Source organism: Micromonospora sp. NPDC004540 (assembly GCF_040610095.1).
Lineage (GTDB): Bacteria > Actinomycetota > Actinomycetes > Mycobacteriales > Micromonosporaceae > Micromonospora.
Genome location: NZ_JBEXLR010000114.1, coordinates 1 through 19311, shown reverse-complemented (window position 1 = coordinate 19311; position 19311 = coordinate 1). Strand labels below are relative to the sequence as shown.

At 74.5% G+C, this 19311-nt stretch carries 20 protein-coding genes; 15 read left to right on the top strand and 5 right to left on the bottom strand.

Annotated elements, in window-relative coordinates:
* Positions 1-315 precede the first annotated feature (315 nt).
* Positions 316-639 carry an STAS domain-containing protein gene (locus ABZV78_RS27575; protein WP_355643150.1) on the top strand — a complete coding sequence of 108 codons (324 nt, stop codon included), beginning with the start codon at positions 316-318 and terminating at the stop codon, positions 637-639.
* A gap of 52 nt (positions 640-691) precedes the next feature.
* Here the strand turns inward: ABZV78_RS27575 and ABZV78_RS27570 are convergent, their stop codons facing one another.
* Positions 692-2251 (bottom strand): SpoIIE family protein phosphatase, encoded by a 1560-nt coding sequence (locus ABZV78_RS27570; RefSeq protein WP_355643144.1) that lies wholly within the window; start codon positions 2249-2251, stop codon positions 692-694.
* Between the two features lie 210 nt (positions 2252-2461).
* On the opposite strand from ABZV78_RS27570, the gene ABZV78_RS27565 reads away from it, so the two are divergent.
* From ABZV78_RS27565 to ABZV78_RS27550, 4 genes are all read left to right on the top strand, one after another.
* The gene (locus tag ABZV78_RS27565) at positions 2462-3649 is read left to right on the top strand and encodes an RNA ligase RtcB family protein (RefSeq protein WP_355643142.1); all 1188 of its coding nucleotides are present in this window, start codon (positions 2462-2464) and stop codon (positions 3647-3649) included.
* Complete coding sequence (gene prfH / locus ABZV78_RS27560) at positions 3646-4305, top strand: peptide chain release factor H (RefSeq protein WP_355643140.1); 660 nt, start codon at positions 3646-3648, stop codon at positions 4303-4305. Before ABZV78_RS27565 ends, prfH begins: the two co-directional genes overlap by 4 nt.
* Positions 4306-4474: 169 nt before the next feature.
* The gene (locus ABZV78_RS27555; protein ID WP_355643148.1) at positions 4475-5656 is read left to right on the top strand and encodes an erythromycin esterase family protein; all 1182 of its coding nucleotides are present in this window, start codon (positions 4475-4477) and stop codon (positions 5654-5656) included.
* A gap of 182 nt (positions 5657-5838) precedes the next feature.
* Positions 5839-6828, top strand: a complete 990-nt coding sequence (locus ABZV78_RS27550) for an ATP-dependent DNA ligase (RefSeq protein ID WP_355643138.1) — start codon at positions 5839-5841, stop codon at positions 6826-6828.
* Positions 6829-6837: 9 nt separating this feature from the next.
* Here the strand turns inward: ABZV78_RS27550 and ABZV78_RS27545 are convergent, their stop codons facing one another.
* Positions 6838-7593 carry a helix-turn-helix domain-containing protein gene (locus ABZV78_RS27545; RefSeq protein WP_355643136.1) on the bottom strand — a complete coding sequence of 252 codons (756 nt, stop codon included), beginning with the start codon at positions 7591-7593 and terminating at the stop codon, positions 6838-6840.
* Between the two features lie 224 nt (positions 7594-7817).
* On the opposite strand from ABZV78_RS27545, the gene ABZV78_RS27540 reads away from it, so the two are divergent.
* The 5 genes from ABZV78_RS27540 (at position 7818) to ABZV78_RS27520 (ending at position 11309) form a co-directional block, all read left to right on the top strand.
* The gene (locus tag ABZV78_RS27540; protein WP_355643134.1) at positions 7818-8480 is read left to right on the top strand and encodes a DUF4097 family beta strand repeat-containing protein; all 663 of its coding nucleotides are present in this window, start codon (positions 7818-7820) and stop codon (positions 8478-8480) included.
* 152 nt (positions 8481-8632) lie between these two features.
* Positions 8633-8845 carry a hypothetical protein gene (locus tag ABZV78_RS27535; RefSeq protein ID WP_355643132.1) on the top strand — a complete coding sequence of 71 codons (213 nt, stop codon included), beginning with the start codon at positions 8633-8635 and terminating at the stop codon, positions 8843-8845.
* A gap of 84 nt (positions 8846-8929) precedes the next feature.
* Entirely contained in the window at positions 8930-9088 is a 159-nt protein-coding gene (locus ABZV78_RS27530) for a hypothetical protein (protein ID WP_355643131.1), read from the top strand.
* Between the two features lie 267 nt (positions 9089-9355).
* Positions 9356-10336: a GGDEF domain-containing protein gene (locus ABZV78_RS27525; protein ID WP_355643129.1), complete on the top strand. Its 981-nt coding sequence runs from the start codon at positions 9356-9358 to the stop codon at positions 10334-10336.
* 145 nt (positions 10337-10481) lie between these two features.
* A complete protein-coding gene (locus tag ABZV78_RS27520; protein ID WP_355643146.1) occupies positions 10482-11309 on the top strand; it encodes a DUF72 domain-containing protein in 828 nt (275 codons plus the stop codon).
* Between the two features lie 9 nt (positions 11310-11318).
* Here the strand turns inward: ABZV78_RS27520 and ABZV78_RS27515 are convergent, their stop codons facing one another.
* The gene (locus ABZV78_RS27515; protein ID WP_355643127.1) at positions 11319-12743 is read right to left on the bottom strand and encodes an ATP-binding protein; all 1425 of its coding nucleotides are present in this window, start codon (positions 12741-12743) and stop codon (positions 11319-11321) included.
* Between the two features lie 114 nt (positions 12744-12857).
* Positions 12858-14516: an FAD-dependent oxidoreductase gene (locus tag ABZV78_RS27510; RefSeq protein WP_355643125.1), complete on the bottom strand. Its 1659-nt coding sequence runs from the start codon at positions 14514-14516 to the stop codon at positions 12858-12860.
* Between the two features lie 93 nt (positions 14517-14609).
* Here ABZV78_RS27510 and ABZV78_RS27505 point away from each other — a divergent pair, with 93 nt between their 5' ends.
* From ABZV78_RS27505 to ABZV78_RS27490, 4 genes are all read left to right on the top strand, one after another.
* The gene (locus ABZV78_RS27505; protein ID WP_355643124.1) at positions 14610-15035 is read left to right on the top strand and encodes a hypothetical protein; all 426 of its coding nucleotides are present in this window, start codon (positions 14610-14612) and stop codon (positions 15033-15035) included.
* An 82-nt stretch (positions 15036-15117) separates the two neighbouring features.
* Positions 15118-15585 (top strand): DUF5709 domain-containing protein, encoded by a 468-nt coding sequence (locus ABZV78_RS27500; RefSeq protein WP_355643122.1) that lies wholly within the window; start codon positions 15118-15120, stop codon positions 15583-15585.
* 125 nt (positions 15586-15710) lie between these two features.
* A complete protein-coding gene (locus tag ABZV78_RS27495) occupies positions 15711-16316 on the top strand; it encodes a TetR/AcrR family transcriptional regulator (RefSeq protein ID WP_355643120.1) in 606 nt (201 codons plus the stop codon).
* Positions 16313-17461 (top strand): serine hydrolase domain-containing protein, encoded by a 1149-nt coding sequence (locus ABZV78_RS27490; protein ID WP_355643118.1) that lies wholly within the window; start codon positions 16313-16315, stop codon positions 17459-17461. The genes ABZV78_RS27495 and ABZV78_RS27490 overlap by 4 nt, the downstream gene beginning before the upstream one ends.
* A gap of 39 nt (positions 17462-17500) precedes the next feature.
* On the opposite strand, the gene ABZV78_RS27485 is transcribed toward ABZV78_RS27490, so the two are convergent.
* Positions 17501-18214 carry a hypothetical protein gene (locus ABZV78_RS27485; protein WP_355643116.1) on the bottom strand — a complete coding sequence of 238 codons (714 nt, stop codon included), beginning with the start codon at positions 18212-18214 and terminating at the stop codon, positions 17501-17503.
* A gap of 158 nt (positions 18215-18372) precedes the next feature.
* Here ABZV78_RS27485 and ABZV78_RS27480 point away from each other — a divergent pair.
* Positions 18373-19311 (top strand): alkaline phosphatase family protein (locus tag ABZV78_RS27480; protein ID WP_355643114.1); only part of this gene is annotated, 939 nt, incomplete at its 3' end.

Genomic DNA, 19311 nt, shown 5'->3' with positions numbered 1-19311 from the left:
GGCCTCGTGCAGCTCACGACCGGGGGGGTCGGCGCGCTCGCCGAGCGGCTGGGCGGCGGCGCCGCCGGTGGCGACCAGCGCGGCGGAGACCATCGCCACCCCGGCGAGGCGGGCCAGCAGCGGCGGTGCGGCGTGCGGTCGGGTTTCGCTCGACACGTGGGTCCTCCCTGGACTCGTGGTACCAGAAAGATCGGAGTCTATGGAGGCGCTGCCCGGATGTCGATGCCGATCGACGCCGCGCGTCGCCCACCGGGATCGGAAGGTGACATGATGGCGCGACGAGGCCGGTGCTCCAGGTGAGAAAGCGTGGCTGCCATGGCGTCCTTCCAGGCGAGGACCTCCCGTGAGCCGGGACGGACGGTGATCCGGCTGGCCGGCGAGTGCGATCTCGCCGTCCGGGAGCGGCTGACCGGCACACTGCTGGCCGCCGTGGACGGCGCTCCGGTCGTGGTGGTCGACCTGGCGGCGGTCGAGTTCCTCGACTCCACCGGCATCCACGCGCTGGTGGCCGCGCACCACCGGGCACGGGCCGCGGACGGCCGGCTCTATCTGGTCAACGCCGCCGGGCCGGTGGCCGCCCTGCTGAAGCTGACCGGCGTCGGCGACCTGCTTCGGCACCCCGGGGACGGCGCCGGCTGACGGTCGCGGCGCCGGCCCGGTGACCGCGCCCGCGTTCGACCGCTGAGGACGGTCAGGGCAGCACGCGGACGGCCAGGGTGCAGGTGTCGTCGTCCGGGCTGGGCCGGTGCAGCGCGTCGCGCAGCCGGGCCAGGGGTCGCGCCCCGGGCTGGGCGGAGAGCCGCGAGAGGGCCGACCGCACCGCCGCCAACCGGTCCTCCGGGTTCCCGGCGCGGCGTTCCACCAGCCCGTCGGTGTAGAACAGCAGGACGTCGTCGCCGCGCAGTTCGGTGGTGACCACCGGGTAGCGGGAGGCGGGGTCGGCGCCCAGCAGCATCCCGGCGGGCCGGCCGAGGTCGACGGTCGCGCCCGCCCGGGACAGCATCGGCAGCGGGTGCCCGGCCCGCGCCCAGGCCAGGTGGCGGGTCGCCGGGTCGAAGACCGCGATCACCGCGGTGCCGGTGATGGCGAGCTGGCCGCAGAGCCGGTTCATGTGCCCGAGCAGCGCCGCCGGGTCGCGGATGCCGATCGAGAGCCAGGCGACCAGGGCGAAGCGCAGGTGGGCCATGCCGCTGGCCGCCTCCAGCCCGTGCCCGGCGACGTCGCCGACCGCCAGCGCGACCGACCCGTCCGGCAGTGTCTCGGCGTGGTACCAGTCGCCACCGACCCGCAGCGCGCTCTCCGCCGGGAGGTAGCCGACCAGCACCTCCAGCCCGGCCAGGGACATCGGCTCGCGGGGCACCGGCTGGATGAGGTTCTGCAGCTGGGCGGCGAGGCGGTGCTCGGCCAGCGCCGTCGTCTCCCGGGTCCGCAGCTGGTCGCTGAGCTGCTCGATGGCGCTGCGCGAGTCCTCCCGGGCGGTCACGTCCTGGACCACCGCGTAGACCTTCACCGGTGCGCCGCCCTCGTCGCGGGCCACGTCCGACAGGATCCGCAGGTACTTGACGCTCCCGCCCGCGCGGAACCGCACCGTGACGTCCGACGCGGCGCCGCTGTCCAGCGTCTGCCAGGCGGCCTCGCGCAGGCCCTGGTCGTCGGGGAGCAGCGCGGCGGCCTGGTCGGCCCGGGACATCGGCCCCAGTGCCGGATCGCGCTGGAAGATGCGGTACATCCCGGGGGACCACTCGCTGCGGCCGGTGACCAGGTCGTACTCCGCCCAGCCGAGGCTGCCCAGCAGCTCCGTACGCGCCAGCCGGCGCCGGTCCTCGTCGAGCCGCTGCCACCAGACCAGCAGGCCGCCGAGCACCCGGTACACGTTCACGTCGAAGACGGAGTCGGCGACGACGCCCGCGCCGTGCCCGGCGTAGCGGAAGTCGGGCAGGTGGGCGGGCTCCCCGGTGGCCAGCACCGCGAGGTACGCCTGCCACAGCGGGCCGGCGACCATGCCGGGATACAGCGTGCTGAGCCGTTGGCCGACCCGCCCGGCGCCCCGGCCGTGGACGTCCCGCCCCTGCGCGCTGGCGGCCGCGACCAGGAAGTCGGCGACCGCGCCGCCCGGCGCCCGTACCGGCAGCAGCCAGGTGCAGCCCGCCGGGATCGCCGCCAGCACCTGCCGGACCGCCGCCACCATCGGATCGCCGGTCGGCACGGACGCCACCTCGGTGGGCGCGCGCGGCACGGCCTCCTCTGCCATGTCGGCAGCCTAGCCATCGCCGGTGCGCCGCGGCGGCTCCGAGGGCCGCCGCGAAGGCGGGCCGGCGGAAAGTCGGTTGCCGACCACCGTGGACTCCGGGATGGTGGTGCCCATGACGTTCTGACGGACCGCACCGAAGCTTCCGGGCCCGCGGCATCGACCGCGCCGGCCCCGCCGTCCGCCCTCCCTCCTTCGCGAGAAACGAGCGTCTTGTCCACGCATTCCTCCCGGCGGGAGTCCCTGCCGCCGTCCGCTCCGGCCACCGTCTCCGTCTTCGCCTCCCCGGGCAGCTGGATCGAGTCCGGCGCCCTCGACCAGTGCCGCCAGGTGGCCGCCCTCCCCGGCATGGTCCACGTCGCCGGCATGCCCGACCTGCATCCCGGCAAGGGCGCCCCGATCGGCGCCGCCATGGCCTCGACCGTGCTCTACCCGTTCCTGGTCGGCTCCGACATCGGCTGCGGCATCGCCGTGTTCCCCATCGCGCTCCGGCGGGCCGTACCCGAGCGGCTCGCCGCCCGGTTCCCGGATCTCGACCGGGCGCTGGACCCGGAGCGGGACGCGGACGACCCAGCCTGGGCCGCCGTGGCCGGCGAAATCCCCGCGGGCCACCTCGACGGCCTGGGGACGGTCGGCCGCGGCAACCACTTCGTCGAGCTGGCCCGGATCGGGGCCGTCCTCGCACCGGAGCACGCGAGCCGGCTCGGGCTCGAGGCCGGCGACCTGGTCCTCGTCGTGCACAGCGGCTCGCGCGGGCTGGGCGAGCGGATCCTGCGGGCGCACACCGAGGCGCACGGCGCCGGCCCCGCCCCGGACCCGGCCGCCTACCTGGCCCGGCACGACGCCGCCGTGCGCTGGGGCTCGCTCAACCGGCGGCTGCTGGCCGCCCGGGTCGCGCACGCCCTGGGGGCGGAGCCCGCCGCGCCGATCGTCGACCAGTGCCACAACCTGGTCGAGGTCCGCGACGGGTGCTACCTGCACCGCAAGGGCGCGGCCCCCGGTGACGGCCGGGATGTGCTCGTCGCCGGCACCCGGGGCACCGCCTCCTACCTGGTGGCCGCGCACGCCGGGCCGGCGGCCAACCACTCGGTGGCGCACGGCGCGGGCCGGAAGATGTCCCGCGCCGACGCGCTGCGCCGCGGCCGCGCCAAGCACACCGTCGAGGAGCTGCGCCGCACCGCGCTGGGCTCGGTCGTGGTGTGCGGCGACCGCCAGTTGCTCTTCGAGGAGGCGCCCACCGCCTACAAGCGCATCGAGCAGGTGATCGGCGACCTGGTCGCGCACGACCTGGCCACCCCGGTGACCACCACCGTCCCGCTGGTCACCTACAAGACGCCCGACCTGGGCGCCACGCCCCGGGCGGAGCGCCGGGACAACCGCCGCGGGCGGGGCCGGCCGTGAGCGTCCACCTGCTCGTCTCCGCCGGGCGTGGCCCGCAGGAGTGCGCCTGGGCGCTGGCCCGGCTGCTGCCCCGGCTGGAGGCCGACGCCGCCGGCCGGGGCCTGACCACCCGCCGGGTCGAGACCGTGCCCGGCGACCGACCCGGCACCTACCGGTCGGTGCTGGTGCGCATCTCCGGCGCCGACGCCGCGGCGTTCGCCGCCGGCTGGACCGGCACCCTGTGCTGGCAGGCGCCCAGCCCGTACCGCGCCGGCAGCGGGCGGAAGAACTGGTACGTGACCGCCCGGCCGTGCCAGGTCGACGCCCCGGCCTCGACGTTCACCGAGGCGGACGTCGACGTGGTGGCCGTGCGCACCGGCGGCCCGGGCGGCCAGCACCGGAACAAGGCCAGCACGGCGGTACGCGCCACCCACCGCCCCTCGGGCGCGGTGGTCGTGGTCGACACGGAGCGGCAGTTCAGCCTCAACCGCCGAATCGCCGTCGAGCTGCTGCGGCGGCGGTTCGAGCAGGCCGACGAGGCGGCCCGGCGGGCCCTGACCGCCGACCGGTGGCGGGTCCACGACGAGCTGGTCCGCGGCAACCCGACCCGGGTCGAGCGCCCGGAGCCGTCCGGCCCGGGTCCGGCGTCCCGGCGACGCGGGCGGGGCGCCCGGTAGGGCGCACCGGCGCCGGCCCGCTCCCGGCCGGCGGCATGGCGGTCGCGGCAGCGGGTACGGCGCCGGGATGGGACGCTACGACGACGAGGTGACCGCCCTGGCGACGCCGCTGACCGACCCGGGCAGCCTGGACGCGCTGCTGGACCGGGTCGGCGACGCCCGGGTGGTGATGCTCGGCGAGGCGACCCACGGCACGCACGAGTTCTACACCTGGCGGGCGGCCGTCACCCGCCGGCTCGTCGAGGAACGGGGCTTCTCCTTCGTCGCGGTCGAGGGCGACTGGCCCGACTGCGACCGGGTGGACCGCAGCGTCCGCTGCCGCCCCGACGCGCCGGCCGACCCGCGCGCGGCCCTGGCCGCGTTCGAGCGGTGGCCCACCTGGATGTGGGCGAACGAGGAGGTCGTCGACTTCACCCGCTGGCTGCGCGACCGCAACGCGCGGGTGGACGAGGCCGGCCGGGTCGGTTTCCACGGCCTGGACGTCTACTCGCTCTGGGAGTCGCTCCGGGAGATCCTCACCTGGCTGCGGGAGCACGACCCCGACCAGGTGCCGGCCGCGCTGGCCGCGTACCGCTGCTTCGAGCCGTACGACGAGGACCCGCAGGAGTACGCCCGCGCCACCCGCCTCGTCCCGCACCGCTGCGAGGACAAGGTGGTCGCGCTGCTGGCCGGGCTCCGCGAGCGGGCCGCCGCCGACGGGCCGGGCCGCTTCGGCACCTGGCAGAACGCCGAGGTGGTGGCCGGCGCCGAGCGCTACTACCGGGCGATGGTCCGGGGCGGGCGGGAGTCGTGGAACATCCGCGACCGGCACATGGACGACACGCTCGAGCGGCTCCTGGACCACTACGGCCCGGGCGCCCGGGCGGTGGTCTGGGCGCACAACACCCACGTCGGCGACGCCCGGGCCACCGACATGGCCGACGCGGGCGCGGTCAACATCGGCCAGCTGGCCCGGGAGCGGTACGGGCCGGAGCGGGTGGTGCTCGTGGGGTTCGGCACCCACGCCGGCACGGTGACGGCCGGCGCGGCCTGGGGCGCCCCGATGGAGACGATGACCGTCCCGCCGGCGCGCCGGCACTCGCTGGAGGAGGCCCTGCACGCCGCCGCGCCGGACCGGGCGCTGCTGGTCTTCCCCCGCGACGAGCGGCCCGACCTGCTGACCCACGAGATCGACCACCGGGCCATCGGCGTGGTCTACCGGCCGGGGCGGGAGAGCCCGGGCAACTACGTGCCCACCGTGCTCGGGGAACGCTACGACGCCTTCTGCTGGTTCGACACCTCCCGCGCGGTCCGGCCGCTGCCCACCCGGCCGGTGCCCGCCGAGCCCGAGACCTGGCCGTCCGGCGTCTGACCGGCCGCGCCGGGTGGTTTCGTCGGGACCGTCCCGGGGCTGCGCGGTCCGGACGGCCTGTCGGCGGCGCCGGACGTTCGCCGGGCCGCTGCCCGGGTAACCGCGCCGGAGCCGACCGGGGGCCGTTCCTGGCCCCCTCGTCCCGGGCCGACCGCCGGGGCGGATCCGCGCCACGGAGACCCATGCTGCGTCCACCGCTCACGCCGATGCTCGCCGCGCCGGTGGCGGAGCTGCCCACCGGGCCGCACCTGGCGTACGAGCCGAAGTGGGACGGCTGGCGGACCCTGGCGTTCCGCGACGCGGCCGGGGTGCGCCTCCAGTCCCGGGCCGGCCGGGATCTCAGCGGCTACTTCCCCGAGGTCACCGGGACGCTGCGGTCACTGCCCGCCGGCACGGTGCTCGACGGCGAGCTGATCGTGTGGGCGGAGGGCCGGACCGACTTCGCGCTGCTCCAGCAGCGGGTGACCGCCGGTCGTCGGCTGGCCGCGCTGGCGGAGCACCATCCCGCGCACCTGGTGGCCTTCGACCTGCTCAGCGGCCCGGGCGGCGAACCGCTTCTCGACCGCCCGTTGGCCGAGCGGCGGGACCGGCTGGCGGGACTCCTCGCCGACGCACCCCCGGGACTCGTGCTCTGCCCGCAGACCGGGGACCTCGCGGAGGCCCGGGAGTGGCTCCGGACCTGGACCGACGCCGGCGTCGAGGGAATCGTCGTCAAACGGTGCGACGGCCGGTACGAGCCGGGGCGGCGGGCCTGGCAGAAGGTCCGCGCCCACCACACCGTGGAGGCCCTCGTCGGCGGGGTCACCGGCCCGGTGGCCGACCCGGAGACACTCCTCGTCGGCCGGTGCGACGACCGGGGTCGCCTGCGCTACCTGGGCCGGACCCACCCGCTGCGCCGGCAGCAGCGCCGCGAACTCGCCGGGCTGCTCCGGCCGGCCGCCGCGCAGCACCACCCCTGGCCCGAGCCGCTGCCCGGCGGGTGGACCGGCCAGCTGAACCCGGCGCCGCCGCTGCCGTACACGCCGGTGCGCCACGACCTCGTCGTCGAGGTGGAGGCCGACGCGGCGTACGAGCACGGGCGCTGGCGGCACCGGGTCCGGTACGTGCGGGTACGGGCGGAACTGGCTGCCTCCGATGTGTCCGCCTGGACGCCCGACACCCTCCAGCCGTGACCGCGCCGCCTATCCGCGACCGGAACCTGGCGTGGCGGCGCCGCCCGGGGTCGCCTCGGGTTTCGTGTAGAGGACCTCGCGGGCCTGCTCCGCGGCCCGGATGATGCTCTCGCCGACGAAGTCGACGAAGCGGGCGATGTTCTCGAGGCGGGCGGCGGCCGGGGTGTCGGGGCCGAGGATGCTGACGCCCTCCCGTGCGGTCTCGGCGAGCTGGGCGTTGGATCGGGCGCCGGCGATCATGCCCTGGTACCAGACGTCGTCGTCGACGACGTAGCGCTCGCGGCGGCGTTCGTCGCGTTCCCGGCGGATGAGGCCCTGGCTCGCGAGGAACGTGATCGCCTTGGAGATGGACGCCGGGCTGACCTGGAGGCGCTGGACGAGTTCGGACGCGGTGAGGCTGCCCGCGTCGGTGGTGTAGAGGCAGGTCAGCACCCGGGACATCATCTTGGGCAGGCCCTGTTGCATGAGGAGGGTGGTGAACGCCTCCTCGTACTCGCGCACGGCCTCGGCGTCGCGTCCGTTCGCGTGCTGGGGCGCCTGCGGCCCGCGCGGAGTGGCCGGCCGGCGCCGGTGGGCGCGGCGTTCGGTGGCGCGGTGGGCCAGGTCGGCACGATAGGCGGTGGGGCCGCCGTTCCGCAGCACCTCGCGGGTGATCGTCGAGGTGGGGCGGTCGAGACGTCGGGCGATCTCCGCGTACGCGAGCCCGTCGGCCAACCCCAGCGCGATCTGCTGGCGTTCCTGCTGGGTGAGCCTGCCTCCCGGCATCGCGATCTCCCTCCCCGCTCCCTAGCTGCCTGCAGCATAGCGTTCATTCTCCGCCCAATGCAACGGGCGCGACACCTCTCGTTGCGTTAAAACCAGGACTGTTGCAACGATTTTCAGCCGTTGAGCTGCGGATATGCCGTCGGTACGCAACGACGTCGTTGTGGGATCCGTGAACGCAACGTAGCGTTTCCGGTATCAGAAACAACGCGTAAGAGGAGAGCACGATGCAGAAGTTCGACACCCCCGCCCCGATCTCCGCCGTCCTCGACATCCCCGCGGGGCGCGTCCAGCTCATCGCCGCCGACCGGGCCGACACCACGGTCGAGGTCCTGCCGGCGGACGCCTCGAAGGGCCGCGACGTGAAGGTGGCGGAGCAGACCAGGGTCGAATACCGCGACGGCGTCCTGCGGATCGAGGCCACGGCGAAGAACCAGATCCTCGGAAGCTCCGGATTCATCGAGGTGACGGTCCAACTGCCCGCCGGTTCCCAGGTCGCGGTGAAGGCGGCCAGCGCCGAGTTCCGGGCCGTCGGGCGGTTCGGCGACGTCACCTTCGAGGGCTCGCACGGCGCGATCAAGCTGGACGAGGCCGCGAGCGTCCGCCTCACCACGGCCGCCGGTGACGTCTCGGTCGGCCGCCTCAACGGCCCCGGGGAGATCAGCACCGCGAAGGGCGACATCCGCGTCGCCGAGGCCGTGCGCGGCACGGTCGTGCTGCGCACCCAGGCCGGCGACGTGTCGGTCGGCGCCGCCCGCGGCGTCTCCGCCTCCCTGGACGCCGGCACCACCTACGGCCGGATCGAGAACGCGCTGAAGAACACCGGCGCCGCCGACCTGAACATCCAGGCGACCACCGCCCAGGGCGACATCGTCGCCCGCAGCCTCTGAGGAGGATCCACCGGCGGCCACGACGTCGCCGCGAGGCGACCGCCAGGACCAGCGCGGGCGGCGTACGCCGACCTCACGTCGGCGCACGCCGCCCCGCCGGCGTTCGCGGTCCCGGGCTGTGTACGCACGGGCAGGACGGGTAGGCGCGCCGGGTGAGCGACTTCTCGAAGCTGCTCGTCCCCGACACGCCGCTGTGGGAGATCGCGGTGCGGGGCAGCGTGATCTACCTGGTGCTGTTCTTCCTCCTGCGGGTGCTGCTGAAGCAGGGCGTCGGGAGTCTCACCGATGTCACGGAGGTCCGGATGGAGTCCCAGGGCCAGTTCAGCGTCATCCCCCGCGACGGCGGCCGGCACGGTGGGGGCTGAGGCCGTTTGTTCCCGGCCGGCCCGGGAAGCCGACGTCGGAGTGGCGCGCGGAGTCGCCCGCGCCACCCACGGAGGGAGCTCGACATGGGTGACCGCGATCGGTTGCACGAGCTGCGGCAGCAGGCCCACAGCGCGGGCATCGAGGGGAATTCCAAGATGACCGAGCAGCAGTTGCGCGACGCGCTGCGGCGGGTCGGCAAGGGTGAACAGCCACAGATGGCCAAGGAACACGCCAAGCGGTGACAACGGCACGGTACGGCGTCGGCGCCCCGCGGTGCCGGCGCCGCCGTCAGCTCAGTGTCACCTGGGCGTACCCGTCGGTAATATGAACAGATAGTTAACGACTCGTCTCTTGACTGCCGGTTGACGCAGGTCATTGAATTTCGACGTGGCGAGCTGCCTCATCCGAGTGGCGTCCACATTGGCGGTCGGCGCGTTCGCTCCGGCCGGACGACGCGGTGCCCGCACCGGCGCGCACGGACCGATGTCGGGGGCACGGTGGACGGTGGGATGAGGGAGCGCCGCCGCCGCACGCTGGTCAGCGCGGCGCTGCACGCCGTCTCCCACACGGTCGCCGTCGTCTACTGCCTCATGACGCTCACCGCGCCGCACCGGTCGCTGATGCTCACGGCGTACGGCTGCGGCCTGGCCGCGGGCGCCATCGGCACGTGGGCGGCGACCCGGGTGACCACCAAGGCCTCCGGCTACCGGGTCTCGTTCACCCTCCTGATGATCACGCTGGTGTCGGCGGCGCTCGGCGCGTACTGGGACGGCGGCGTGACCTCGCCGGCCGCGCTCGGGTTCGTGACCACGGCGGTCTTCGTCGCCAACTCCACCCCGCACCTGCGGCTCATGGTGGGGCTGGAGGTGCTCACCGTCGGGTCGTACGTCGCCGTCGCCGTCGCCGGTCCGCCGGCCCCCACCGGTCACGTGTTCGTCTACCTGGCCGGCATGCTCGTGCTGGTCTCGGTCTGTTCCACGCAGACGCGGACCCTCGCCCGGCAGCGGTCCCAGCTGCGCGCCCTGGCGTCCCTGGATCCGCTCACCGGCGCGCTGAACCGGCGTGGCCTGGCCGAGCTGGCGACGTTCCTGTTCCACGCCGGCTGCCGCCCCGGCCCGTCCCTGCTCTGCCTCGACCTCGACGACTTCAAGCTGGTGAACGACCGCCTCGGGCACGCCGCCGGCGACGACCTGCTCCGCCGGGTCGTGGCGGTGACCCGCAACGAACTGCGGGCCGAGGACGCCGTCGCCCGGGTCGGCGGCGACGAGTTCGTGGTGGTGCTGAGCGGCGCCGACCGGGAGTCGGCGCGGGCCGCGGCGGCCCGGATCGAGGCGGCGGTACGCGGGCTGGCCGGCGTCAGCGTCGGCTCGGCCACCGCCCCGTACGACGGCGACACCCTCGACCGACTGCTGCACGTCGCCGACCAGCGGCTCTACCTCGTGAAACAGCAACGCCGCCGGCTGCTCGCGGACGGCACCGGTCGCGCCTGACGGCGCTGGCTCCTCCTGGCCGGCGACCGCCCCGACGGACCCGGCGGGAGCGTCCACGCCCGGATACGGTAGCCGCGGCGCGGAGGGCCGCGCCGGGGTGTCGAGCGGTGGGAGGGGTCGGATGCGCCTGCACGTGGGCTGCGCCATGTGGACACACCGGGCCTGGCAGGGGCGTTTCCTGGCACACCCGCTGCCGGCCCACGAGCGGCTGCGCGCCTACGCCGCATGGTGCACGGCGGTCGAGGGGAACACCACCTTCTACGCGACCCCCACGCGGGAGACGGTGGCGTCCTGGGCGGGGCAGACCGACCCCGGCTTCCGCTTCGTCCCGAAGCTGCCGAAGGCCGTCACGCACGAGCGCCGGCTCACGGGCGCCGAGGCGGAGCTGCGGGCCTTCCTGGACGCCGTCGAACCCCTCGGCCCGCGGGCGCACGCCCTCTGGGTGCAGTTGCCGGGCTCGTTCGGCCCCGGCGACGTGCCCGCGCTGGCCCGCTTCCTGCGCGGCCTGCCCACCACCCACCGGTACGCCGTCGAGGTCCGCCACCCGGCGTTCTTCACCGACCCCGGCGCGATCCGCGCCCTGGAGGACACGCTCGCCCGTGTCGGCGCGGAGTGGATCCCGTTCGACACCACCGCGTTCTTCCGCACCCCGCCGACCAGCGACGCGGAACGGGAGGCGTGGCTGAAGAAGCCGCGCACGCCACTGCGGACCCGCGCGCTGACCGACCGGCCGATCGTCCGCTACCTCGGCCGGGACGACCCGGCGCGGACGGTCGAGGGCTGGCAGCCGTGGCTCGACGTGGTGACCGGCTGGCTGCGCGAGGGCCGCTCCCCCACCGTGTTCGTGCACACCCCGGACAACGCCGACGCGCCCGACCTGGCCCGCCGCTTCCACGACCAGGTCCGGGCCCGCCTGCCCGAGGTCGCGCCGCTGCCCGAGCCGGTGCCGGTCGCCCCGTCGACGCTGTTCTGAGGCGACCGGTCAGGCCGGCGTCAGCGGCAGCAGCACGACGAACCGGGTGTCGCCGGGTTCGGACTGCACCCGGATGTCGCCGTGGTGCTTGTTGACCACGATCCGATAGGAGATGTCCAGCCCGAGGCCGGTGCCCTCGCCGACGGGCTTCGTGGTGAAGAACGGCTCGAAGATGCGCGGCCGGATCTCCGGCGGGATGCCGCCGCCGGTGTCCCGGACCTCCACGATCAGCCGGTCCTCCTTGCGGCCGGTCCGGATGCTCAGCGTGCCGCTGCCGGCCATCGCGCCGAGCGCGTTGTCGATGAGGTTGGTCCAGACCTGATTCAGCTCGGCGGCGTACGCGGGAACGGCCGGCAGGGTCCGGTCGTACTCCCGCACCACCCGCACGCCGGGCGGGATCTTGGCCTGGAGCATGACCAGGGTGGCGTCGAGCAGGTCGTGCACGTCCACCGTCTGGTAAGGCGCCCGGTCCAGCTGGGAGTACTGCTTCGCGGCGCCGACCAGCCCGGAGACCCGGGTGACCGCGTCGTCGATCTCGCCCATGAGCAGTTCGGTGTCGATGGTGTAGGTGATCCAGTGGATCGCCGACTCCAGGTCGTCGGCGCCGACCGCGGCGTCGACCTGGCCCAGCCAGCCGCTGTCGATGCCCCCGGCGACCAGCGTCGGGGCCAGCTCCCAGGCGCCCCGGACGCCGTGCTCGTCGAGCCAGTCGGCCAGCTCGTCCTCGGCGTCGCTGGCGGCCAGCGGCGTCAGCGACGGCGCGGCGGCGGCCCGTTTCACCGCCTCCTCCTGCAACGCGACGAGATCGTGCAGCCGCCGGCCGTCGAGCCGGCCGTCGGCGATCATGGCGAGCTTGTGCCGCATCTTGGCGACCCGGCCACGCAGCGCCGAGGTGGCCCGCACCGCGGCCGCCGCCGGATTGTTCAGTTCGTGGGTGAGCCCGGCCGAGAGGGCGCCCAGGGCCAGCAGCCGCTCCCGCTCGCCGACGATGGTCTGCGTGTTGCGCATCCCGATGAACAGCCCCTCGAGCAGGTGGGTGGCCATCGGGAACCAGCTGCGCATGGCGTCGGCGATGATCTGGGCGGGGAGGGCGAAGACGTCACAGTCGGTCACCGCGAAGAGGCTGTTCAGGTAGCGCTGCTCGGCCAGGTCGCCCACGTACGCCTGCGTCGCGCCGCCGTAGACGCCGCGGTGGCTGGTCCGGGTGAGCTCGACGTCGTCGCCCTGGACCCGGCGGCGCATGGTCACGGTGCCGTCGAGCAGCACGTAGAAGCAGCGGGCGGGCTCTCCCTCGACGTACACCGCCTCGCCGGCGCGGCGGTGCTCCACCCGCCCGTGCTCGGCCAGGTGCGCCGACTGGTCCGGGCTGAGCGACTCGAAGAGGAAGAGGCCGCGCAGGTCGTCCGGGGTGAGCCGGTCGGATTCGGTGGTCACTGTGCCTCCCTGGTTCGCGACTGCGGGGCTCGCAAACCCGGCTCACTCCTCGCGCTCACTGTGCCTCCCTGGTTCGCGACTGCGGGGCTCGCAAACCCGGCTCACTCCTCGCGCTCACTGTGCCTCCAGGTAGCGGTGCACGAGCGACACCGCCATGGCGCCCTCGCCCACGGCCGAGGCCACCCGCTTGACCGATTCGGCCCGCACGTCACCGGCGGCGAAGACGCCGGGCATGCTGGACTCCAGGTGGTACGGGTCGCGCGGCAGCGCCCAGCCGGCCGGCCGGCGCCCCCCGCGGGTCAGGTCCGGCCCGGTGAGGACGAAGCCCCGGCCGTCCCGGGCGACCGCGCCGTCGAGCCAGTCGGTGTGCGGCTCCGCGCCGATGAACACGAAGAGCCACGAGGTGTCGACGCACCGGGTCTCGCCGGTGCGGGTGTCGCGCAGGGTCACCTCCTCCAGGTGCTCCTGCCCGGCGCCGCCGACCACCTCGGTGTGCGGGTGGACCTCGATGGTGTCGATCCGGGCGATCTGCTCGATCAGGTAGCTGGACATCGACCGGGTCAGGTCGTCCCCGCGGATCACCAGGTGCACCCGGCGGGCGTAGCGGGAGAAGTGCACGGCGGCCTGACCGGCCGAGTTCGCCCCGCCGACGATGTAGACGTCCTGCCCGGAGCAGCTCGGCGCCTCGCTCGCCACCGAGCCGTAGAAGCAGCCCCGGCCGGTCAGCTCGGCCAGCCCCGGTGCGGGCAGCATCCGGTAGGAGACGCCGGTGGCGAGCACCACCGTGTGCGCGGCGACGCTGCTGCCGTCGGCGAACCGCAGCACCCGCGCCCCGCCGGCGTCCTCCAGCGACACCACCTCGCGGGCGCTGAGCAGTTCGGCGCCGAACCGCACCGCCTGCCGGCGGGCGCGGTCGGTGAGCTGGGCGCCCGAGACCCCGTCCGGAAAGCCGAGGTAGTTCTCGATCCGGCTGCTCTGCCCGGCCTGCCCACCGGTGGCCCGACGCTCGATGAGCACCGTCCGCAGCCCCTCGGAGGCGCCGTAGACGGCGGCGCCCAGCCCGGCCGGGCCGGCGCCGACCACCACCAGGTCGTAGAAGTCCGCGGCCGGCGTGGTGGCCAGCCCGACCTGCGCGGCCAGGTCGGCCGTCGTCGGCTGCACCAGCGACTTGCCGTCGGCCGTCACCACCAGGGGTACGTCGTTCGCGGTCACCCCCGCCGCCGCCAGCAGCTCGGCGCCCTCCGGCTCGTCGGCGAGCACCCAGCGGAACGGCACCAGGTTGCGGGCCAGGAAGTCGCGCGCGGCGAACGACGGGGCCGACCAGCGGTGCCCGACCACGCGCAGGTCGGCGGTGGCCGTGGCGGCGCCGGCCGTCCACGCCTCCAGCAGCTGGTCCAGCACCGGGTAGAGCTTCTCCTCCGGCGGGTGCCACGGCTTGAGCAGGTAGTGGTCGAGGTCGACCACGTTGATCGCGTTGATCGCGGCGTCGGTGTCGGCGTACGCGGTGAGCAGGACCCGGCGCGCGGCCGGGAAGAGGTCCATGGCGGCCTCGAGGAACTCGATGCCGTTCATCTGCGGCATCCGGTAGTCGGCGAGCAGCACCGCCACCTGCTCGCCGCGGAGCTTCAGCTCGCGCAGCGCGTCCAGCGCCGCCTCGGCGGAGTCGGCCCGCACCACCCGGTAGCGGTCGCCGTAGCGGCGCCGGATGTCGCGGGCGACCGCCCGGGAGACGGCCGGGTCGTCGTCGACGGTGAGGATCGCGGGGTTGGGCATGGCGTCTACTAAAGCACCATCGCCGGCCGACCCCCCACCACGCGCCGTCGCCCACCTCACCTGGGCCGGCCGCGCTCGCGGGGCGTCGGCGCCGTGGTGGGCAGTGGTATCCGGTACGGCGCCGACGAGCGGGTGTTCTACCTCGTCCCCGTCGACGTGCCCGAGCTGCCCGGGGTGACGATCGGCCTGGTCGCCGGCCGGCGGTCCCCCGCCGGCGAGCTGACCTCGGACTATCTGGTCAACGACGTGGCGGGCAGCGACCGCCGGCCGGGCTTCCACGAGATCGGTTACGACCAGCAACGGGTGCCCGCCGACGCCCCCGTACCCACCTTCGGGTACTTCGTCGGGCCGGCCGCTCGGATCGTCGGCACCGTCGACGGCCGCCACGTCGAGGCCCGGCTGGCCCGGTGGAGCGAGGACCCGCGACTGGTGGTCTTCTGGTTCGACCCGGGGGTGCTGGCCCCCGGGACACGCCTGGACGGGATCGTCGCCCGCGACGCCCGCGGCCGGAAGTTGTGACCGGCCACCCGTGGGTCACCGACCCGGGCGGCGGTTCTAGGCTGGGGTGGCAGCGGAGGGCGTTGACCAGGGAGGGATCGCCATGAGCCAGACCGAGCGCACCGACATCGCCGACGAGTGGAACATGGCCGAGGACGACGGCGTCCTGGACGCCTCGGACACGCTGGACGACGACCGGATCGGCGACCCCCTCGACACCGGCATCGTCGCCGCCGACCACTGGACGGCGGCGAACCGGTTCGGCACCACCCCCGCCGAGGAGCGGGCCGGCGAGTCGCTCGCGCAACTGCTCGCCCAGGAGGAGCCGGAGCCGGACGTCGACCCGTACGCCGAGGTGGCCGACGACGAGGACGAGCTGACCCGCCGGGGATACGAGCGGGAGGCGCGGACGGGACGCCTGGTCGCCGACGACGCGGGCCTCGGTGCGGACGAGCAGGCGGACTCGGTGGCCTGGGACGCCGGCATCGACGGGGGCGCGGCCAGCGCCGAGGAGGCCGCCATGCACCTGGTCGACGACCCGAACGGCCCGGGAGACGGCCCGCTGCGGTGAGCCGGCTCCGGGCGGGTCCCGCCCGGTCCCGTCACCGCCATGTGGACGGTCACGGATCTCCAAGATGGAACCGATCGGTACGACGATGCTGGCCAGCAATCGAACCGATCGGTACCATCTTCGCCATGCCCGTTGCCAAGGGAACACCGCTCGACCCGGGACGCACCCGGGAAGCCCTCCTCTCCACCGCCACCGACCTGCTCTACCGACGTGGACTCGACGGCGTCGGCGTCAGCGAACTGTGTACGGCGGTCGGCGCCTCCAAGGAGACCCTCTACCGGCACTTCGGCTCGAAGGAAGGTCTGGTCGACGCCGTGCTCGCCGCGCGCAGCGACCGGGTCGTGCGCTGGCTGACCGAGGCGGCACACGCCGCCGGCCCGGAGCCCGCGGCGGAACTGGCCGCCATCTTCGACGCCCTCGCCACCTGGTACGCCGAGCCGGAGTTCCGGGGCTGCGCCATCGTCAACGCCGCAACCCAGCGACACGGCGCACCCGCTCGTCCCGCGGCGGCCCGGCACCTCGGGCGCTACCTCACCCTGCTGACCGACATCGCCACCCGGGCGGGCAGCGACCAGCCGCAGCGGTTGGCCCGCCAGCTGCTCATGCTCATCGTGGGCGCCACCGTCGTCGCCGACCACCACGACACCGACGGCCGCACCGCCGCCTACGCCAAGCAGGCCGCCCTGGACCTGCTCGCCGTCGCCACCGGTCGCGAAGGAGAGCCGGCATGACGACCGACGGACACGTCGGCGCCGGCTTCGAGCGCGTCGCCGAGGCGTTCGAGCGCAACTTCGCCGAGCACCGGGAGGTGGGCGCCGCGTTCGCGGCGTATCACCGGGGCCGTCTGGTCGTGGACCTGTGGGGCGGGGTCGCCGATCCCACCACCGGCCGCCCGTGGCAGGCCGACACGCTGCAACTGATCTTCTCCGGCACCAAGGGCCTGACCGCCGCCTGCGTCCTGCTCCTCGTCGAGCGCGGCCAGCTCGACCTCGACGCGCCCGCGGCCCGGTACTGGCCCGAGTTCGCCGCCGCCGGCAAGGCGGCGATCACGGTCGCCGACATCATGTCGCACCAGTGCCGGCTGCCCGGCGTGCGCGAACCGGTCACCACCGACGACCTGCTGGACCAGAAGACGATGGCCACCCTGCTGGCCGCCCAGGCCCCGGAGACCGACCCCCGCGCGGCCTTCATCTACCACGCCCTCACCTACGGCTGGCTCGCCGACGAACTGGTCCGCCGGGTCGACGGCCGCGGCGTCGGCGCGTTCTTCGCCGACGAGTTCGCCCGTCCCCTCGGGCTGGAAACCTGGATCGGCCTGCCGGACGAGCACCACGGGCGGGCGTCGACAATGCTGGCCGGGCCCGGGTTGCTCCTCGACCCCCGGCCGGACAGCAGCGACCCGCTGCGCGTCCTCACGCACAACCCGCTCGTCGTGCACGGAGCGCCGCAGATCTGGAACAGCGCCGCATTCCGGCGGGCCGGACTGGCCGCCATCGGCGCCTTCACCACCGCCCGATCGATGGCCCGGTTCTACGCGTGCCTCGTCGCGGGCGGGGAACTGGACGGCGTGCGCGTCCTCGCCGCGGCCACGGTGGACCGGGGCCGGCGCCTGCTGCGGCGCGGCACCGAACCGCTGTGGGAAGCACCCATGGCGTACGGAACGGGATTCGAGCTCAACACCGAGCTGGAAATCTTCGGGCCGCCGGGCGACGCCTTCGGCCATGCCGGCGCCGGCGGATCCCGGCACGGCGCCTGGCCGAGCGGTGGGGTCGGCTTCTCCTACGCGATGAACGAGGCGCGCACGACTCTGCCCGATCCACGGCCACGGGCGTTGCTGGCCGCACTCCACTCCGCCACGCAACCCATGGGTCACTGAGCGGCTCGCCACTCCGGCGCCGAGCCGCCCTCGTTCCCGTCAGACCGGTCCGCAGTTCTCGCCGGTGTCCCAGTTCAGCTTGCCGCGGCCGAACGGCACCACACCCGGCTTCAAGGTCTGCGGGATGCTCCAGGCGCCGGACGCCACGTACCAGGGCCCGCAGGTGTCGGGCAGGACGAGGCGCATGGTCCAGGTCGGCGCCGACCGCTCGAGGTAGCGCACCTGGGACCGGTACAGCGTCGCGCCACCGTCCGCCGTGCGGCGATAGGTGGCCCAGAAGACCCGGATGCGCTCGCCCGGGCAGAGCTGGTCGGTCCACTCGCCGTCGGTCCGGGCCGCGACCTTCACCTCGCCGTACGTGAAGACCTGCACCACGTCCACCACGCCGGCCGGGGTGCAGCTCACCCTGGGGCTTGTCGTGGCGCGGGGCCGCGCGGCGGCACCCGCGGTCGACCGGGCCGGCGCCGGCCGCCGCGTCGGGGTCGACGCGCGGGCGGGCGTGGCCGTGGGGCTCGCCGGGCCGGCCAGGACCGGAGCGGCGCTCGGGGTGGCGGCCGCGATGGTCGGCGGCAGCGAGGTCGGCGCGGCGACGGTCCGGGCCGCCGGTCGCTCCGGATCGGGCCCGGTCACGACGACCACGGCGAGCGCCACCGCGAGGGCCGCGGCGAGCCCGGCCGCGGGCAGCAGCCAGCGCCGCCGGGGCCGGCCGACCTCGGGTACGTCGGGGACGGTGGCGTCCTGAGACTCGGACATGCGGGCTCCGGAGGGGCGGAGGCGAAGGGCTCGCCAGGGTGCGTGGATCTTACTGTCCGCCGTTGGCGCGACGCTCGCGTTCCGGACACGTCAGGTCCATCTGGCGCCAATAGCGTGCACCCGCCAATTGTTCGGCGTCAGTCAGGTGGTGCTCTGTCATGGCAAGTGTCGACCGTCGAAAATTCCTGAAGATGATGAGCGCTCCGGTGGCGGCGGCCGCCCTGCCGGTGGACTTCAGCAAGGCCCTCGCCATCCCGGCGAACAACCGGACCGGTTCGATCGAGGACGTCGAGCACGTCATCATCCTCATGCAGGAGAACCGTTCCTTCGACCACTTCTTCGGCACCCTGCGTGGGGTTCGGGGCTTCGCGGACCCGCACCCGGTGACGCTGCCCTCCGGCCGGAGCGTCTGGCACCAGCCGAACGGCTCCGCCGACCTGCTGCCCTTCCGGCCCGAGGTGCCGGACCTCGGGCAGACCTTCCTGCCCGACCCGCCGCACGGCTGGGCCGACACCCACGGCGCCTGGAACGGCGGTCGGTACGACCGGTGGGTGCCCAACAAGGGCGTGGTCACGATGACCCACCACACGCGCGGCGACCTGCCGTACCACTTCGCCCTCGCCGACGCCTTCACCGTCTGCGACAACTACCACTGCTCGGTGCTGGCCTCGACCGACCCCAACCGCTACCACATGTGGACCGGCTGGGTCGGCAACGACGGCAGGGCCGGCGGCCCGGTGATCGACAACGCCGAGGCGGGCTACGACTGGTCGACCTACCCGGAGCGGCTGGAGCGCGCGGGCGTGTCCTGGAAGGTCTACCAGGACGTCGGCCTGGGGCTGACCGCCGACGGCTACTGGGGCTGGACCGGGGACCCGTTCATCGGCAACTACGGGGACAACTCGCTGCTCTACTTCCACCAGTACCAGAACGCCCAGCCGGGCAGCCCGCTGGCGGACCGGGCGAAGACCGGCACCGAGATCCTCAAGCAGGACCGCTCCCCCGAGGCGCTGCTGGCCGACTTCCGGCGGGACGTGGCGAACGGGACGCTGCCGCAGGTGTCCTGGATCGTCGCGCCGGAGGCCTACAGCGAGCAC

What these genes read in the sequence shown, in the direction of transcription:
- ABZV78_RS27575 (WP_355643150.1), top strand. Translation starts at nt 316, where the DNA reads ATGGCGTCCTTCCAGGCGAGGACCTCCCGTGAGCCGGGACGGACGGTG.
- ABZV78_RS27570 (WP_355643144.1), bottom strand. Translation starts at nt 2,251, where the DNA reads ATGGCAGAGGAGGCCGTGCCGCGCGCGCCCACCGAGGTGGCGTCCGTG.
- ABZV78_RS27555 (WP_355643148.1), top strand. Translation starts at nt 4,475, where the DNA reads ATGCTCGGCGAGGCGACCCACGGCACGCACGAGTTCTACACCTGGCGG.
- ABZV78_RS27550 (WP_355643138.1), top strand. Translation starts at nt 5,839, where the DNA reads ATGCTGCGTCCACCGCTCACGCCGATGCTCGCCGCGCCGGTGGCGGAG.
- ABZV78_RS27545 (WP_355643136.1), bottom strand. Translation starts at nt 7,593, where the DNA reads ATGCCGGGAGGCAGGCTCACCCAGCAGGAACGCCAGCAGATCGCGCTG.
- ABZV78_RS27540 (WP_355643134.1), top strand. Translation starts at nt 7,818, where the DNA reads ATGCAGAAGTTCGACACCCCCGCCCCGATCTCCGCCGTCCTCGACATC.
- ABZV78_RS27530 (WP_355643131.1), top strand. Translation starts at nt 8,930, where the DNA reads ATGGGTGACCGCGATCGGTTGCACGAGCTGCGGCAGCAGGCCCACAGC.
- ABZV78_RS27525 (WP_355643129.1), top strand. Translation starts at nt 9,356, where the DNA reads ATGAGGGAGCGCCGCCGCCGCACGCTGGTCAGCGCGGCGCTGCACGCC.
- ABZV78_RS27520 (WP_355643146.1), top strand. Translation starts at nt 10,482, where the DNA reads ATGTGGACACACCGGGCCTGGCAGGGGCGTTTCCTGGCACACCCGCTG.
- ABZV78_RS27510 (WP_355643125.1), bottom strand. Translation starts at nt 14,516, where the DNA reads ATGCCCAACCCCGCGATCCTCACCGTCGACGACGACCCGGCCGTCTCC.
- ABZV78_RS27500 (WP_355643122.1), top strand. Translation starts at nt 15,118, where the DNA reads ATGAGCCAGACCGAGCGCACCGACATCGCCGACGAGTGGAACATGGCC.
- ABZV78_RS27495 (WP_355643120.1), top strand. Translation starts at nt 15,711, where the DNA reads ATGCCCGTTGCCAAGGGAACACCGCTCGACCCGGGACGCACCCGGGAA.
- ABZV78_RS27490 (WP_355643118.1), top strand. Translation starts at nt 16,313, where the DNA reads ATGACGACCGACGGACACGTCGGCGCCGGCTTCGAGCGCGTCGCCGAG.
- ABZV78_RS27485 (WP_355643116.1), bottom strand. Translation starts at nt 18,214, where the DNA reads ATGTCCGAGTCTCAGGACGCCACCGTCCCCGACGTACCCGAGGTCGGC.